General features: G+C 58.8%; 14 protein-coding genes. 8 read left to right on the forward strand and 6 right to left on the reverse strand.

The window, feature by feature from the left end; translation table 11 throughout:
- Positions 1 to 40: 40 nt before the first annotated feature.
- A complete protein-coding gene (locus NW843_RS05295; RefSeq protein ID WP_414522332.1) occupies positions 41 to 2,437 on the reverse strand; it encodes a glycoside hydrolase family 31 protein in 2,397 nt (798 codons plus the stop codon).
- A 172-nt stretch (positions 2,438 to 2,609) separates the two neighbouring features.
- Here NW843_RS05295 and NW843_RS05300 point away from each other — a divergent pair, with 172 nt between their 5' ends.
- On the forward strand, positions 2,610 to 3,806 hold the full coding sequence (locus NW843_RS05300; RefSeq protein WP_414522333.1) for a PQQ-dependent sugar dehydrogenase: 1,197 nt from the start codon (positions 2,610 to 2,612) through the stop codon (positions 3,804 to 3,806).
- 93 nt (positions 3,807 to 3,899) lie between these two features.
- Here the strand turns inward: NW843_RS05300 and psbH are convergent, their stop codons facing one another.
- A complete protein-coding gene (psbH, locus tag NW843_RS05305; protein WP_011432996.1) occupies positions 3,900 to 4,103 on the reverse strand; it encodes a photosystem II reaction center phosphoprotein PsbH in 204 nt (67 codons plus the stop codon).
- A 217-nt stretch (positions 4,104 to 4,320) separates the two neighbouring features.
- On the opposite strand from psbH, the gene psbN reads away from it, so the two are divergent.
- Positions 4,321 to 4,452: a photosystem II reaction center protein PsbN gene (gene psbN / locus NW843_RS05310; protein WP_011432995.1), complete on the forward strand. Its 132-nt coding sequence runs from the start codon at positions 4,321 to 4,323 to the stop codon at positions 4,450 to 4,452.
- Between the two features lie 26 nt (positions 4,453 to 4,478).
- Positions 4,479 to 5,348 carry a diaminopimelate epimerase gene (gene dapF, locus NW843_RS05315; protein ID WP_414409228.1) on the forward strand — a complete coding sequence of 290 codons (870 nt, stop codon included), beginning with the start codon at positions 4,479 to 4,481 and terminating at the stop codon, positions 5,346 to 5,348.
- A 3-nt stretch (positions 5,349 to 5,351) separates the two neighbouring features.
- On the opposite strand, the gene NW843_RS05320 is transcribed toward dapF, so the two are convergent.
- Positions 5,352 to 5,996, reverse strand: coding sequence for a hypothetical protein (locus NW843_RS05320; RefSeq protein WP_414375245.1), 645 nt, complete (start codon positions 5,994 to 5,996; stop codon positions 5,352 to 5,354).
- A gap of 131 nt (positions 5,997 to 6,127) precedes the next feature.
- Entirely contained in the window at positions 6,128 to 6,691 is a 564-nt protein-coding gene (locus NW843_RS05325; protein WP_414342261.1) for a hypothetical protein, read from the reverse strand.
- 201 nt (positions 6,692 to 6,892) lie between these two features.
- Here NW843_RS05325 and pcrA point away from each other — a divergent pair, with 201 nt between their 5' ends.
- Positions 6,893 to 9,253, forward strand: coding sequence for a DNA helicase PcrA (pcrA, locus tag NW843_RS05330; RefSeq protein ID WP_414522334.1), 2,361 nt, complete (start codon positions 6,893 to 6,895; stop codon positions 9,251 to 9,253).
- A gap of 251 nt (positions 9,254 to 9,504) precedes the next feature.
- Here pcrA and NW843_RS05335 read toward each other — a convergent pair whose 3' ends face one another.
- Positions 9,505 to 9,819, reverse strand: coding sequence for a hypothetical protein (locus NW843_RS05335; protein ID WP_414331733.1), 315 nt, complete (start codon positions 9,817 to 9,819; stop codon positions 9,505 to 9,507).
- 520 nt (positions 9,820 to 10,339) lie between these two features.
- On the opposite strand from NW843_RS05335, the gene NW843_RS05340 reads away from it, so the two are divergent.
- Both NW843_RS05340 and NW843_RS05345 read left to right on the forward strand, forming a co-directional pair.
- On the forward strand, positions 10,340 to 10,831 hold the full coding sequence (locus NW843_RS05340; RefSeq protein WP_414522335.1) for a cytochrome c oxidase assembly factor Coa1 family protein: 492 nt from the start codon (positions 10,340 to 10,342) through the stop codon (positions 10,829 to 10,831).
- 83 nt (positions 10,832 to 10,914) lie between these two features.
- Positions 10,915 to 12,462: a YcjF family protein gene (locus tag NW843_RS05345; RefSeq protein ID WP_414522336.1), complete on the forward strand. Its 1,548-nt coding sequence runs from the start codon at positions 10,915 to 10,917 to the stop codon at positions 12,460 to 12,462.
- On the opposite strand, the gene NW843_RS05350 is transcribed toward NW843_RS05345, so the two are convergent.
- On the reverse strand, positions 12,459 to 12,773 hold the full coding sequence (locus NW843_RS05350; protein ID WP_011432986.1) for a hypothetical protein: 315 nt from the start codon (positions 12,771 to 12,773) through the stop codon (positions 12,459 to 12,461). The genes NW843_RS05345 and NW843_RS05350 overlap by 4 nt on opposite strands.
- 195 nt (positions 12,774 to 12,968) lie before the next feature.
- On the opposite strand from NW843_RS05350, the gene rpsN reads away from it, so the two are divergent.
- Together rpsN and NW843_RS05360 are read left to right on the forward strand one after the other, a co-directional pair.
- On the forward strand, positions 12,969 to 13,274 hold the full coding sequence (rpsN, locus tag NW843_RS05355) for a 30S ribosomal protein S14 (protein ID WP_011432985.1): 306 nt from the start codon (positions 12,969 to 12,971) through the stop codon (positions 13,272 to 13,274).
- A gap of 57 nt (positions 13,275 to 13,331) precedes the next feature.
- Positions 13,332 to 13,964: a ribonuclease D gene (locus tag NW843_RS05360; RefSeq protein WP_414522337.1), complete on the forward strand. Its 633-nt coding sequence runs from the start codon at positions 13,332 to 13,334 to the stop codon at positions 13,962 to 13,964.
- The last annotated feature ends 73 nt before the right edge of the window (positions 13,965 to 14,037 follow it).

Consider the following 14,037-nt stretch of genomic DNA (forward strand, 5'->3'; position numbering starts at 1 on the left):
AAGCCCACGCTGTACCTGTAGGGTCAGTGATGGGAGTATGTCACCTAAACGGGGGATCCTCTGGGGTGGGCCAGAGAACCCGTTGCGGCTGTCCGGTGTCCGGCAGGGAGAGGGGAGTGTGGCCAAGGGGCTCCAGAAGCCAGCTACGCTGGGGCGGGCTCCAGTTGCCCTGGCGGGCCTCGATCTCCAGAATGAGCTGGCCATTTTGCTGTCGCAAGCGGAAGAGGGTGGTGGCCCAGGCTCCTGCTCGATGGGCGAGGGTTTCCCCGTCGTCTTCGTAGAGGGTGAAGCTGCCGTTGCCGGGGTAGAGTTTGAGGTGCGGTTGGTCACGGCGCAGGTGGGCGGTGGACGGGCAGGGGGGAGCTAAAGGCAGAACGGAGCCACCCCGCACAAACAGCGGCAGTTGTTCGAGAGGGGCAGGGACGAGAATGTAGCGGGGGCCGGTGTGGGCCTGACCTGTCCACCAATCAAACCAAGTGCCCTGGGGTAGGTAAACAGCGCGGCACCGCACGCCAGGCCGAACCACAGGGGCAGCTAGGAGGGCGGATCCCAGCATGGCTTGATCTGAGATCTCGTAGGTTTGCGGATCGTCGGGAAACTCGTAGAGAAGGGGGCGCAAGATGGGGGATCCGGTTTGGCTGGACTCCCAAAAGAGGCTGTAGAGGTAGGGCAGCAGCTGGTAACGCAACTGAATGGCCTGCCGGCAGATGGTTTCCACTTCGAGGCCAAAGCTCCAGGGCTCGTGGGGGCGGGTGCCCAGGGCGCTGTGGCCGCGCATGAGGGGGTAAAGAATTCCCATTTGCATCCAACGGGCAAACAGCTCGGGAGTGGCATTGCCACCGAAGCCGCCGATGTCCGCGCCGACAAAGCTAACTCCCGACAGGCCCAGGTTTAGGAGCATGGGCAGGGACATCTCCAGGTGTTCCCAGGAGGATTGGTTGTCGCCTGTCCAGACGGCAGCCCAGCGCTGGATCCCAGCAAAGCCGGAGCGAGTCAGCACGAAGGGGCGCCGGTTGGGGTTGAGCTGTTCCAAGCCTTCACGGGAAGCGCGTGTCATCAGCAGGCCGTACAGGTTGTGAACTTCGGCGTGGGTGGTGGGTTCGTCGGGTGGGCCTTGGGGGGCATCGAGGGGGATATCGACGATCTGGCCGCCGTCTCCAAAGGGGCGGTCGTTGAGGGCCGGCTCGTTCATGTCGTTCCAGATGCCATCCACACCGGCTTGGGTGAGAACCCGTTGCCAGGATCCCCACCACTGCCGCACTCCGGGGCGCAAGAAGTCGGGGAAGAGGACTTTGCCTGGCCAAACGTAGCCATGGAAGAGGTGGCCGTCGGCGCGGCGGATAAAGAAATCCTGGGCCAAGCCCTCGTCGAAGACGGCGTAGTCGGCTTCGGGCTCGAACTTGACGCCGGGATCCACAATGGCTACCACCCGGAAGCCAGCCTCGTGGAGTTGGGCCATGAGCCGGGCCGGTTCGGGGAAGCGGCGGGGATCCCAGGTGAAGACGCGGTAGCCGCGCATGTAGTCGATATCCAAGTAAATGACGTCGCAGGGGATCTGCCGCTGGCGAAATTGCTGCGCAACGGTTTGAACCTGGGCGGCGCTGGCGTAGCTCCAGCGGCACTGTTGGTAGCCCAAGGCCCAGAGGGGAGGAAGGGGAGGCCGCCCAGTGAGTTGGGTGTAGGTCTCGAGCACCAAGGCCGGGGTGGGGCCGTAGATCAGGTAGTAATCCAGCTCGGGGGCGCGCACCTCGATGGCCCACTGCTCGGGATCGATCTGGCCCAGGTCGAACTGGCTCCAGTGGGTGCAGTGCAGGAAGAGCCCGTAGCAGAGGTTGGGGCGAAGAAACAGGGCGAAGGGAATGGCCTGGTAGAGATTGTCGCTGTGGGCGTCGTAGTTCCAGCAGTCGCGAGTCCAGTGGCTGTAGCGCCGACCCCGTTTGTTGAGTAGCCCCGCCCGTTCCCCTAGGCCATAGATGTGCTCGGCAGGGTGGAGGTGTTTGACCAGGCGGATGCTATCGGATCCCCAGGTAAGCCCAGAGGAGACATCGGCGCAAAACTCTTGCCCTTGAGAGTCTTGAAAACTGAACCGGAGGGGATCCCGATCGATCTGAACTTGCACCTGGGAGGTGGACAGGTGGATTTGGGTGGAGCTTTCCTGCAGTTCAAAGGGAGCCGGCGGCCACTCTTCATCGGCTGGAGCCACATCCCAGGAACGACGGGGCAAAAACGCTCCGCTGGGGCTAAAGCGCAGCCGAAACAGACGGGGGGTGAGCACCTGCATAGACCAGCGGCCCTGGGCACAGATGAGGTGGATCCCTCTGGAGTGGGGCTGGAGCTGCTGCAGGGATCCGCAGGTTTGCCTTTGGGGTGGGCGGGCGGGGGATTGGCCGTTCGCGCCCGCGGGATCGAGTCCCAAGATCTCGCCAGGTTCCAGCATGCTTTGGAGACAGATTGCTGCTCTCAAGGCTAGCCTATGGCCGGGAGGGGACAGGGGGTTGCCCACTCTGGTCCGCAGTGGGTTTTACCCTCATCGGTACCCATCTCCAGAAGAGCAGCAGTAATAATCGACTAGCTCAGACCCCAGAATCCATCGCGAAAACGAGGCGGCAATGGCCATGAGGATCCCGGCGATCAAGCTTCTCTCCTCACTGCTGCTTTTTGGGGGGGTGTCCGTCCCCGCTGTCGTGGCGGCCTACCCGGTCAGCCCGGAGATGGTGATGACCCTGCAACAGGGGGATCATGCCCAAGCCTTGCCCAGGGCCAGAACGGAGCAAGCGTTTCGGGTGGTTACTTTGGCCCAGGGTTTGGAGCACCCTTGGGGGATGGCCTTTTTGCCGGATGGAACTCTCTTGGTTACCGAACGCCCAGGGCGGCTGCGCCGGGTTACCGACCAGGGGTTGGATCCCCAGCCAATAGCCGGTGTGCCCGAGGTGTTTGCCCAGGGGCAGGGGGGCCTGCTGGACATCGCCTTGCACCCCAACCATGCAGAGAACGGCTGGATTTATCTGTCTTATGCAGCGCCTGGGCCCGGTGGGGGAGGCACGCGGGTGGCGCGAGCTCGTCTGGGGGAAGGGGGCCTACAGGATCTGGAAGTGATTTTTGATATGGAGCGCAAGACCCCCGCTCAACAGCACTTTGGCTCCCGCCTGGCCTTTGATGAACAGGGATTTCTCTACATCAGCACCGGCGACCGCGGAGAACGGGATCGAGCCCAAGATTTGGGGGATTCTGCCGGTAAAGTGTTGCGCATTACGGATGCGGGCGGGATCCCGGCGGACAACCCATTTGTCGGCCAAGCAGGGGCTTTGCCGGAAACTTTTACCTATGGCCACCGCAACATTCAGGGAATGGCCCGCCACCCTGAAACAGGGGCAATTTGGTCCCATGAACATGGGCCGCAGGGTGGGGACGAGATCAACATCTTGGCCCCCGGCGTCAACTACGGCTGGCCCCTAATCACCTACGGTCGAGAATATACGGGAGAACCCGTCGGCCAAGGACTGGCGGCAGCTCCCGGCTTGGCTTCCCCTCTGCTGCACTGGACGCCCTCAATTGCCCCTTCCGGCATGACTTTCTACACAGGGGAGGCTTTCCCCGAATGGCGGGGCAACCTATTTGTGGGGGCGCTGGCCGGGCAACACCTGGCGCGCTTGGTACTGGATGGAGAGCGCGTGGTGGCGGAAGAGCGCCTGCTGGAAGGGGCGGTGGGTCGCATTCGCGATGTGCGGCAGGGGCCGGATGGCTTGCTCTACCTGTTGACCGATGCCCCCAGTGGATCCCTGCTGCGCCTGGAGCCAGCACCCTGAAGGCATCGGCTCGGAGGAGAAGAGGAGCTGCCTTGATCCCGCTTACAACCGTCTGGCGGGACGGGGACTTTCCCCAGAGTAGGGCCTGGGAACTCAAAAGCTGAGGCTCTCCCAGGAGACGTTAATGTCTTCCAAAAGCAGCGACTTGTTGTAAATCTGCAGGATGATCAACAGGAAGACGGCAAATAGGGCCATGAAGACCGCCATCAGGGGCGTGGTGCCCCAGCCGGGAGCCACTTTACCGTATTCCGAGTTGAGGGGACGCAGCAGATCGCCCAGTCTGGTACGAATGGCCATAGGTTCTCGCAGTAAGTTAGGAACAGAACACATTGATGAAGTCGAAGATGACCAACCCGGGCGGTGGATCCTTGGTGCTCGGCACCGCCCAGACAGCCACCCCATTAAAATCACGCTATCAGAATCTGGCCAACCCCTTTTGCCTTGAGCAATGAATTGTAAACTTGTGTAATACTGTAGTCGAACGCTCTCAGGATCTGAGGACTCAGACTTAGATATGGAACCCACCTTTTCCCTAATTGTGGCGATTGCGGCAGTTACCATCTGCATCACCGCGTTTGCCATCTACACGGCCTTTGGCCCCCCTTCCAAGGACTTGCAGGATCCCTACGAGATGCACGAGGATTAAGGCCTGTCGTTGGGATATCTGGGTAAATGTCTGCTCGGCTGACCCCCCGTCTCTCCTTTCACAAGTACCAGGGGTTGGGGAACGATTTTATCTTGGTGGACAACCGCCGGCAGTCTCAGCCCTGCTTGAGCCCGGAAGAGGCCGTTGCCCTTTGCAATCGCCGCTTTGGGGTGGGAGCCGATGGGGTTATCTTCCTGCTGCCGGGGCAGGAGGGGGCAGATTTCAGCATGCGCCTCTTCAACAGCGACGGTTCCGAGGCGGAGATGTGCGGCAATGGGATCCGCTGTTTGGCCCGCTTTCTGCAGGACTTGGGGATCCCAGGTCGGGATGGCGCCTACCAGATCCACACCTTGGCGGGGCGAATCGTGCCGCAGGTGCGGGCAGATGGGCTGGTCACGGTGGACATGGGGATCCCTCGCCTTTTGGCCAAGCAAATCCCCACCACCTTGGTCGAACCGGATGAGAAGGTCATTCGGCAGCCGCTTGCAGTGGCCGGGCGAGAGTGGCGGGTGACGGCGGTGAGCATGGGCAACCCCCATTGTGTGGTCTTCCTGGAAGAAGAGGGATCCCTGGAGGAGCTGGACTTGGCAGCTGTGGGCCCCCTGTTTGAGCATCATCCGGCCTTTCCTGAGCGCACCAACACCGAATTTGTGCAGGTGCTCAGCCCGACTCGTCTGCGCCTACGGGTTTGGGAGCGGGGAGCAGGGGCAACGCTGGCTTGTGGGACGGGTGCCTGTGCTGTTTTGGTGGCTGCTGTTTTGGAGGAGCGCGCAGAATCGCAAGCTACAGTAGAACTGCCGGGAGGAAATCTGGAAATTCGCTGGGATCCGAGCACACAGCACGTGTGGATGACCGGCCCTGCCCTACACGTCTTCAGCGGCACCACTGCCGGTTGAGAACTAGGCTCCCAGACCCAACAGGAGGATGGCCAGGAGGCCGAGGATCCCATAGGCAACGCTCCAGCCCTGCCGCCAGATCAGCGCCACTGCCAGGCCCAATAAGACCAAGCCCAAGCCCAGGCCAAGGCGGAGAAATAGAGGGTGTACAAACTGGCTGAGGGAGCGTTTGAGCCAGGGGAAGATCACCCCCAAGGCGAAGGCCAGTCCTACGGGGATCCAATCGATCCAACCTGTCTGCTCCCAGCCCCCCAACAGGTAAAAGCCGCCCAGACAAAGGCCCAGGCAGAAAAACAGCACCCGCATGCCGGGATAGTCTTGTCGATAGTTGAAAGCAAGGCTTCGGAGCTCCTTGGGGTGGGCCAAGACCAATGGCTCTACAGCAAAGCTTTCGCTCCACTCCGGCGCTTCTTCAGTTTGTCCGCGGCACCAAAGGTAAACGTTGACCTTGCGCAACCCTTGCAGCAGAGAGGCTTCCACCGCACTGCGCACCACCTCCATCACCTGCAGGGTATCCACCACATCGCCCGGCAGCCGTTCCAGCAGCACGTTGAGAACAGGCCCCTTCAGCTCGGCTCGGCCAAACAGCCGCAAGTTGGCAAGCTTGTAATCGAGGATTTGGTTCAAGATTTTGAGCTGGCGGCGCATGGGATCCCGCGAACAGAGAGCCGTCGTTCGACCGGTTGACTCAAAGCTTCAACATGACCGGTATGACCAGTTTAATGGCTTGGGCCAGAGCAGCAGAGGAGAGGCGTTGCCGGTGTGAAAGGGAAGTGGGACTATCCCATGAGGGTGCGAATGCACCGGCGAATGCTGAGGTTGGATTGCTCCAAGTCGGCAAATCCGCTCAGAAGAGTTCCCTGGCCGTCCAACAGCAACAAAACAGCCTGGCGGCGAAAATTGATCCCAGGCAAAGCTGCAGCGGCTATTTCTTGCAGCTTCTGGATGGTTGCTCCCTCAAAATCGACCGAGACATACACAAACGGAGAAACCAGGCGGGGATCCGTCGGTACACTCTCCCGGATGGCCTGCAAAACCAAGTGGCGCACCAGCAGCAGCCCCCTGCCATCCACCAGCACGATCTGGCGCAGCCGAGGGTTTTGCCCAAACTCCAGGGCCAAACTTTTGGAGAGGGCTTCCGATTGCGAGCGGGTTTGGCTGTTGGTCAGGATCAGCGCTTGAATGCCCTCATACCGACTTAGGTCAAGCCGATCCCCAGAAACGCTTTCCACCTTGAGGTCAAGAGATGTTTTGGGGTTGCCGTTGCTGGGGCAGTTGCCAGCTTGGGCGGGATCGAACGCACCTTGAGAAAGCAGGGCAAGGGTGGCAAACCCCAAAGCCACAAGTCTCTTTTGAACGCAAAGCCAGCAGCGGTTAGCCGGGGCACAGCAGCAGGACAGCACTCGGTTCATGGCGGGGAGCTCTGGAGCGGGCCGGCCAAATCTTAACCGATCTTCATCTTTGGTGCTCCAAAATGCCCTCTGGGCTTCTCATCCCCATTGGGTTGGTGCCCATAATGGAAGGCAGTTTCTGGTTTGCTGGCCATGACTCACGCCTCTTTGCTGGATGCCCTCAACCCTTCTCAACGGCAAGCGGTGCAACATTTTTGTGGCCCGTTGCTGGTGGTTGCCGGGGCAGGTTCCGGCAAGACACGCGCCCTCACCCACCGCATTGCCTACCTGGTTCGCCACTATCGGGTGGATCCAGGAGAAATTTTGGCCGTGACCTTCACCAACAAGGCCGCCCGTGAGATGAAAGAGCGCATTGAGCAGCTCTTTGCCGAACAAGAAGCTCAAGAACAATTTGGGATCCCGCTGGAGCAATTGGAGCCAGCCCAAGTCACCCGGCTGAAATCCAGCGTTTACCATCGGCTGATTAAACCCCTTTGGATCGGCACTTTCCACAGCTTATTTGCCCAGATCCTGCGCATAGATATTGAAAAATATCAGGATCCCAAGGGGCGAAAGTGGACTCGCAACTTCTCGATTTTCGATGAATCAGATGCCCAATCCCTGGTGAAGGAGATTGTAACCAAGCAACTGAACTTGGATGAGCGCAAGTTTGACCCAAGGTCGGTACGCTACGCCATTAGCAATGCCAAAAACCAAGGTTGGACTCCTGCCGACCTGGAGCGCAATCAGCCCAACTTCCGTGGCCGTACCATCGCCCAAGTTTACGAAATCTATGAAGACCAACTGGCAGCCAACAATGCTCTGGACTTTGATAACTTGATTTGGATACCAGTGCAGCTTTTTCGACAAAACGAGCAGGTGTTGGCTTACTGGCACCAACGATTTCGACACATTTTGGTGGATGAATACCAAGACACCAACCGCACTCAGTATGAGTTGATTCGTCTGTTGGCCACCAACGGCGAGACCTGCAGATCTCGGTTGGATTGGAGAAACCGATCGATCTTTGTGGTGGGAGATGCCGATCAAAGCATCTATCGGTTTCGCGGGGCAGATTTTACCATTTTGCTGGAGTTTCAAGAGACCTTTGGAGATGGTCTCCCGGATGATGATACCCGCACCATGATCAAGCTGGAGGAGAACTATCGCTCTACAGCTACCATTCTGCAGGCAGCTAACGCTCTCATCGAGAAAAATACAGAGCGCATTGATAAAGTTCTCAGGCCAACCCGTCAGCAAGGAAGTCCGATTTTCCTTCATCAGGCGGATGACGAGATTGCAGAGGCTGAGTTTGTTGTCAATACCATCCGGCGGTTACACAGCCAAAATGCCAATGCTTTCTCCTGGGGAGATTTTGCCATTCTCTACCGCACCAACGCTCAATCCCGTCCTTTTGAAGAGGTTTTGCTGCGGTGGGGGATCCCTTACACGGTGGTAGGCGGACTGCGATTTTACGATCGCAAAGAAATTAAGGATGTCCTGGCCTATTTGCGGGTTGTGGCCAACCCTGCCGACTCCTTTAGCCTGCTGCGAATTATTAACGTGCCGCGCCGTGGCATCGGCAAATCTACTCTGGACAAGCTGACCGAAGCGGCGGCGGCTCTCAACGTGCCTTTGTGGGCAATTCTCAGCGATGAAACCTCTGTAAGTAGCTTGGCGGGCCGTTCGGCTAAGCCTGTCATTCAGTTTGCTCAGTTGATTCAGCATTGGCATCGACAGGCTTCTCAGACTTCAGCCGCCACCCTTATCGAAGGGTTGCTAAGGGATTCCGGCTATTTGGAGGATCTCAAGGCACAGGGTACAGACGAAGCTGAAGAAAGAGCGGCCAACGTGATGGAACTTTACAATGCCGCCCGCCAATTCGAGGAAGAACAGGAGGATCCCAGCCTTGAGGCTTTTTTGAGCAATGTGTCTTTGGCTTCCGACTTGGACAACCTTCAGGAAGGCGCTGAGAAAGTTTCGCTAATGACGTTGCACTCTTCCAAAGGTTTGGAGTTTCCTGTTGTGTTCTTGGTGGGGGTGGAACAGGGTCTATTTCCCAATTTCCGGGCTTTGGAGGATCCCGCTGCTTTGGAAGAAGAGCGACGCCTTTGCTACGTGGGCATTACCCGTGCCCGTGAGCAGTTGTATATCAGCCACGCCAGGGAAAGGATGCTCTACGGCAACCGCGAACCAGCTATTCCTTCGGTATTTTTAAGTGAACTGCCCCAAGAGTTAATCGAATTCGACGGACGCGGAGCCGTTTCTCGACAGCTCTCCCACGGCAGTGGACTGTCCCTTTCAGATGCACCCAAGGCCAGGCCCAATCGCCGCCAAAGCCGTTCAGAACAGTGGGCGATTGGAGATCGTTTGCAACATCCCCAATTCGGACAAGGCCAGATTACCCATGTGTTCGGCAGTGGTGAACGGGTCACGATTGCGGTGAGGTTTCCCGCTATCGGTCAACAGAAAATCTTGGATCCCCGTATCGCTCCTATTCAAAAGCTTAGCTAGGCGGCTGAACTCGGAAGGGCTCCAGCGATGAAGAGAGGCAAAGGGAAGTGCTGTAGAAGTCCGTAGCTCATTCGAGATTGCCTTGCCGTTGACGTCGTTGGTGATCCCTTGCTTTATATGTGTTTGCTTTATATGTGTTGCTGCACGACGGGGAAAGCAAAACCTCAGCTCCCCCTTTCCCTGATTTGACCGTTGCCCAACCCTCGACCTTACCTCTGCCCCCTCGTCACTAATTGCTTGTAATTGCTTGACTACCCGGTCTTGGGATCCCTCGCCAGGCTTAACCCAGTCGGCTGGGACTGAGTTGTCTCGGCTCTGTCCGGTACCAGGCGCAGGGGCGGGCCAAAGCGGCCAACCGCTACAGTGTTGTTCAGGGCCGGGATCTGGCGGATGGATCCCTGGCGTAGGCAGCGGTGTAGACGGCGCAGCAGGAAGAGGTCGGCTTCGGAGCACTCCTCTCGAAATAGCCTTACGTTAAGTTCGTGTTCCTGAGCAGCGGTGAGCAAACCGGTCATCATGGCGGTTTGAATGATCTGCTGCACGGTTATGGTTGTCGCTTCATCCATAGGTTTAGGCGATTGGATGGAGACCTTTTGCTGCTCTTATTCTCGACAAATCCCTCTGATATTGACTCCGCCAAATAGCGGATTCGGTATGCGCGCACTTTGTCTTCTTTCTCGGTGCTCGGAAATAGGGCTTTCCAGATACCCATTGACCTTCTGAGCCATCCGGATTCCGTGTAGGCGAAAAGCTTGAAATCTTTGTGTCACAAGCCTTTCTAATCGAAGTGGGAGCAGAGCCAACAATTGGATACGTAGGGATCCCATCCTCACCGCAGTACAAAATTAGACTCAACAGTGAGTTGCTTGAACTTGCCAAAGAGGTGCTGATCCCATGATTTTTCGAGCTGTTGTTTGAGGCCGTAACAGATATCTGTGGCAATACGGAACTGAGAAGCGATGTTCGTCACCGACAAATGGCGTAGGGTTGCTTGGCTTTTTGTCTGTACCTTGTCGGCAATGAAGGCATAGAGGATGAGCAACAGCCTTGTGTTAGGGTGGGGGCATTCTAGGGTGGCAATGGGCTGTGTCAGAAACTCCACAAAAAGTCGGCTGTGCTGCCCCTCTGGGCTGCTGTGGCTGCGGCTGTTTGGGCCTGCTGGCGGTGTTGGGCCTGGGGCTGGCGGGGGCAGGGATCCTGATCTGGAATGGGATCCGCACTTCGGGTGCCTATCGCACCTACCAGTTGGCGGTGGAGCAGCTCGAACAAAATGCCGTGGTGGTGGAACGTTTGGGAGAGCCCCTGAGGCCGGGATGGCCCTCGCGGCTGCGCTTTCAGGAAGATGAGGAAGCCGGTTGGGTGTGTCTGTTCTTTTTGATTACAGGGGCCCAGCGCACCGGCGATGTGGTGGTGGAATCGGAGCGGGGCATGGCCGGCTCGGCATGGCAGTTGCGCCATCTGCAAGTGAAAGTTGACGGGGATCCGCAGGCCATTCAGGTCATCGAGGGGGAATCTCGGTGTGAAAAGGAAGAGTCGGATGGAGAAGCCCTGCCCCTGCAGCCAGAAGGCGACATCTAGGTAGCCGGATATGCTCAGCCGCGGGTAGAGTCAAAAGGGCTCCGTCCCGCTGACGCGAACGGTTGTGGCCTTGTTGGATCCCTATGCGGTCGCTCCCTTACCTGCGCTTGCTGCTGCTGTTGGCGCTGTTGGCCTCGTTCACCGGGCTGATCGTCTGGCTGATCCAATCGTTTCTCGATCTGTACTACGCCACCCGCTACCACCCGATTTTGGGGGGGCTGTTGATCGGGGTGCTGGTGCTGCTGCTGCTGGTGTTTTTGGCCGCTGCCATCTACTACTTGTTTCTGTTTCGCCAACCCGCCCCCAGCAGGAGGGAAATTACCCAACCCCCTGCCTTGCCGGAGACGGCTTTGGAAAAGCGGAAAGCGGCGCAACAGAACTTGGCTCAACTGGAGGCGCAGCTAGCGCAAATCCAGGATGAAGTGGCGCGGGCAGCGCTGGCGGAGCGGTCGGCCCTGCTGGCCCAACAGTTGGCCCAGCCCCAGCTGAAGGTGGTGGTCTTCGGCACCGGGTCGGCGGGCAAGACTTCTCTGGTGAACGCGCTGCTGGGGCGGCGGGCGGGGGCGGTGGCGGCCACTCTGGGCACCACCCAGGCGGTGGCTTGTTACGATTGGAACTTGCCTGGGATCCCGCAGCCGGTGCAGATCCTGGATTGCCCCGGCATTTTGGAGATCGGCCCGGCAGGGGTGATGCGGGAACAGGAGGCGCAAGCCCAAGCCCAAGCTGCCGATCTGCTGCTGGTGGTGGTGGATGGGGATCTGCGCCAGTCAGAGGTGGATCCCTTGCGCCGGTTGATCGCCCTGGGCAAGCGGGCCTTGCTGATCCTGAACAAAGCGGATCGCTACACCTCAGAAGAACGGCAGATCCTCTTGCAACGCCTGCGGGAGCGGGTCTACCCCCTGATTCCACCTCAGGATGTGTTGATGGCTGCCGCTGCTCCAGCCCCTGTGCGGGTGGGATCCCAAACCTGGCGACCGGAGCCGGAGGTGGCGGCGGTGCGGGATCGCGTGCAGGCAGTGCTCTATGCCGAAGGTGGATCCCTGGCCTTGGACAATGCTCTGCTGCAATCGCAACAGTTGGGGGAAGAGGCCAAACGGATTCTCCAAGCCCAACTGCGCCGGCAGGCGGAGGAGGTGATCGATCGCTTTCAGTGGATTGTTACAGGAGTGGTGTTCGCCAACCCCATCCCGGCGGTGGATCTGCTGGCCATTGCCGCCATCAACGCCCAGATGGTGGTGGAACTGGGATCCCTTTACGGCTGCAAGATGGATCTGCAGCAGGGGCGGGAGCTGGCCTTGTCTCTGGCCAAAACCTTAGCCGGCTTGGGCTTGGTGGAAGGAGCGATCCAACTGACCACGGGGATCTTGGCCACCGTTGCCGAAGTGAGCGTCGTCGGTTTTCTGGCGACAGCCCCCATTCAGGCAGCCAGTGCTGGCTATCTCACCCGCATTGCCGGCAAGAGCTTCATTGAGTATTTCCAGCACAACCAAAGCTGGGGAGAAGGGGGGATGCAGGCGGTGGTCAAAGCCCAGGTGCAAAATACCCAAAAATCCGGTTGGCTCAAAGAGTTTGTCCGCGAGGCTTCCCGGCGCATCTTCCGAAATGGGATGGCCAACCCAAGGGATCCCTAATGGCCGCTCAGGGCAATATCCGTCGGCAGGAAGGCCAGCTTCAGTTGCGCCACATAATCGGCGTAGCTCAGTGCCGGCCCAGTGTCCCAATCCGCCAAGCCATGCATGCACTTCGACCATTGAATGAAGGCGGCAGGATAGATATAGGCCAAACTGGGATCCTGCAAAACCTCTTTGGGCAGTGGAGAGGCCGACTTCAGCACTGCCAACAGAGCCGGCGGCTTGTGGAGAATCACGCGCGTGGCCTCAATCTGCTCTGGGGAAACCCTAAACTTGGTGGCGATAAACGGGATCACTCTGGAAATGGCCATCACCCAACACCAACCTCGCCTATAGAGGTAGGTTGCCCCCAAGCCGAGGGGCTGGCCTCAGGGATCCTACGGAGAGCGGAAAAGAGGGATGAACATTGGCGAGGATGGCCGTGGGCGGGCCTGGGATCCCCTTGCTTGGGGCCGCTGCTCCCCGTTATTCTAGTAAAGCTGAAAAATCTGGGGAAACAGTGAGCCGTGGCTAAAAAGAGCATGATCGAGCGGGAGAAAAAGCGCCAACGCTTGGTCGAGAAGTATCGGGAGAAGCGCCAACAACTGAAAGCGGCCATGGCCGATCCCAACATCGACCAGGCCACCCGCATGGAGCTGCACGCCCAACTGCAAAAACTCCCTCGGGCCAGCTCGCCCACACGCCTGCGCAACCGCTGCTGGAAAACCGGGCGTCCCCGGGGTTACTTCCGCGATTTCGGCCTGTGCCGCAACAGCCTGCGGGAAATGGCCCACAGAGGCTTATTGCCAGGTGTGGTCAAGTCTAGCTGGTAGCTACCCGACCTTCGCCGCTTGGTTATGCAGCCAAAACACCCTTTTGAGAGATCCTGAGTGGGCCTGCAACCTTTTCAGCTCTGTGACGAAGATCTCACCCCTGCAGTGGCAAAGGCCCTGGCCAGGGAACCTTACCTGGCCGTGGATACAGAAACAATGGGGCTGATCCCGCAGCGGGACAGGCTCTGCGTGGTGCAAATCGCCAACCCTGCCGGCGAGGTGGTGTTGTTGCGGTTGAGCCGTGGAGTAAAGCAGGCCCCCCTTCTGGCGGGGCTGCTGACGGATCCCAACATTGAAAAGATTTTCCACTACGCCCGCTTTGACCTGGCGATGCTGCGCTATCACCTGGGGATCCGGGCGTGGCCCGTCTTTTGCACCAAAATTGCCAGCAAACTGGCCCGCACCTACACCAGCAAACACAGCCTCAAAGATGTGGTGAGCGAGCTGTGCGGGGTCGAACTCAACAAAGCTGCCCAAAGCTCCGACTGGGGGGCCGTCCACGCGCTATCCGCCGAACAGCTGGAATATGCCGCCAACGATGTTCGCTATTTGATCCCGGTGCGCCACAAGTTGGCGGAGATGTTACGGCGGGAAGAACGCTGGGAGTTGGCGCAGCAGTGTTTCCAACATTTGCCTACTTTGGTAGAGCTGGATCTGTTGGGCTTCAGTAACGTCTTCGAACATCAGTAGGCGGGGCTTTACTTGATAGACAGTCACCGAATTTTCGGGCTGGAGGCCCGCACCATAGCCGCAGGCTTGGTGT

The sequence above is a fragment of the Synechococcus sp. R5-12 genome (assembly GCF_047502655.1).
Classification (GTDB): Bacteria; Cyanobacteriota; Cyanobacteriia; order Thermostichales; family Thermostichaceae; genus Thermostichus.

Coding starts and splice junctions, on each gene's coding strand:
- NW843_RS05295 (WP_414522332.1), bottom strand. CDS start 2,437: ATGCTGGAACCTGGCGAGATCTTGGGACTCGATCCCGCGGGCGCGAAC.
- NW843_RS05300 (WP_414522333.1), top strand. CDS start 2,610: ATGGCCATGAGGATCCCGGCGATCAAGCTTCTCTCCTCACTGCTGCTT.
- psbH (WP_011432996.1), bottom strand. CDS start 4,103: ATGGCCATTCGTACCAGACTGGGCGATCTGCTGCGTCCCCTCAACTCG.
- psbN (WP_011432995.1), top strand. CDS start 4,321: ATGGAACCCACCTTTTCCCTAATTGTGGCGATTGCGGCAGTTACCATC.
- dapF (WP_414409228.1), top strand. CDS start 4,479: ATGTCTGCTCGGCTGACCCCCCGTCTCTCCTTTCACAAGTACCAGGGG.
- NW843_RS05320 (WP_414375245.1), bottom strand. CDS start 5,996: ATGCGCCGCCAGCTCAAAATCTTGAACCAAATCCTCGATTACAAGCTT.
- pcrA (WP_414522334.1), top strand. CDS start 6,893: ATGACTCACGCCTCTTTGCTGGATGCCCTCAACCCTTCTCAACGGCAA.
- NW843_RS05335 (WP_414331733.1), bottom strand. CDS start 9,819: ATGGATGAAGCGACAACCATAACCGTGCAGCAGATCATTCAAACCGCC.
- NW843_RS05345 (WP_414522336.1), top strand. CDS start 10,915: ATGCGGTCGCTCCCTTACCTGCGCTTGCTGCTGCTGTTGGCGCTGTTG.
- NW843_RS05350 (WP_011432986.1), bottom strand. CDS start 12,773: ATGGCCATTTCCAGAGTGATCCCGTTTATCGCCACCAAGTTTAGGGTT.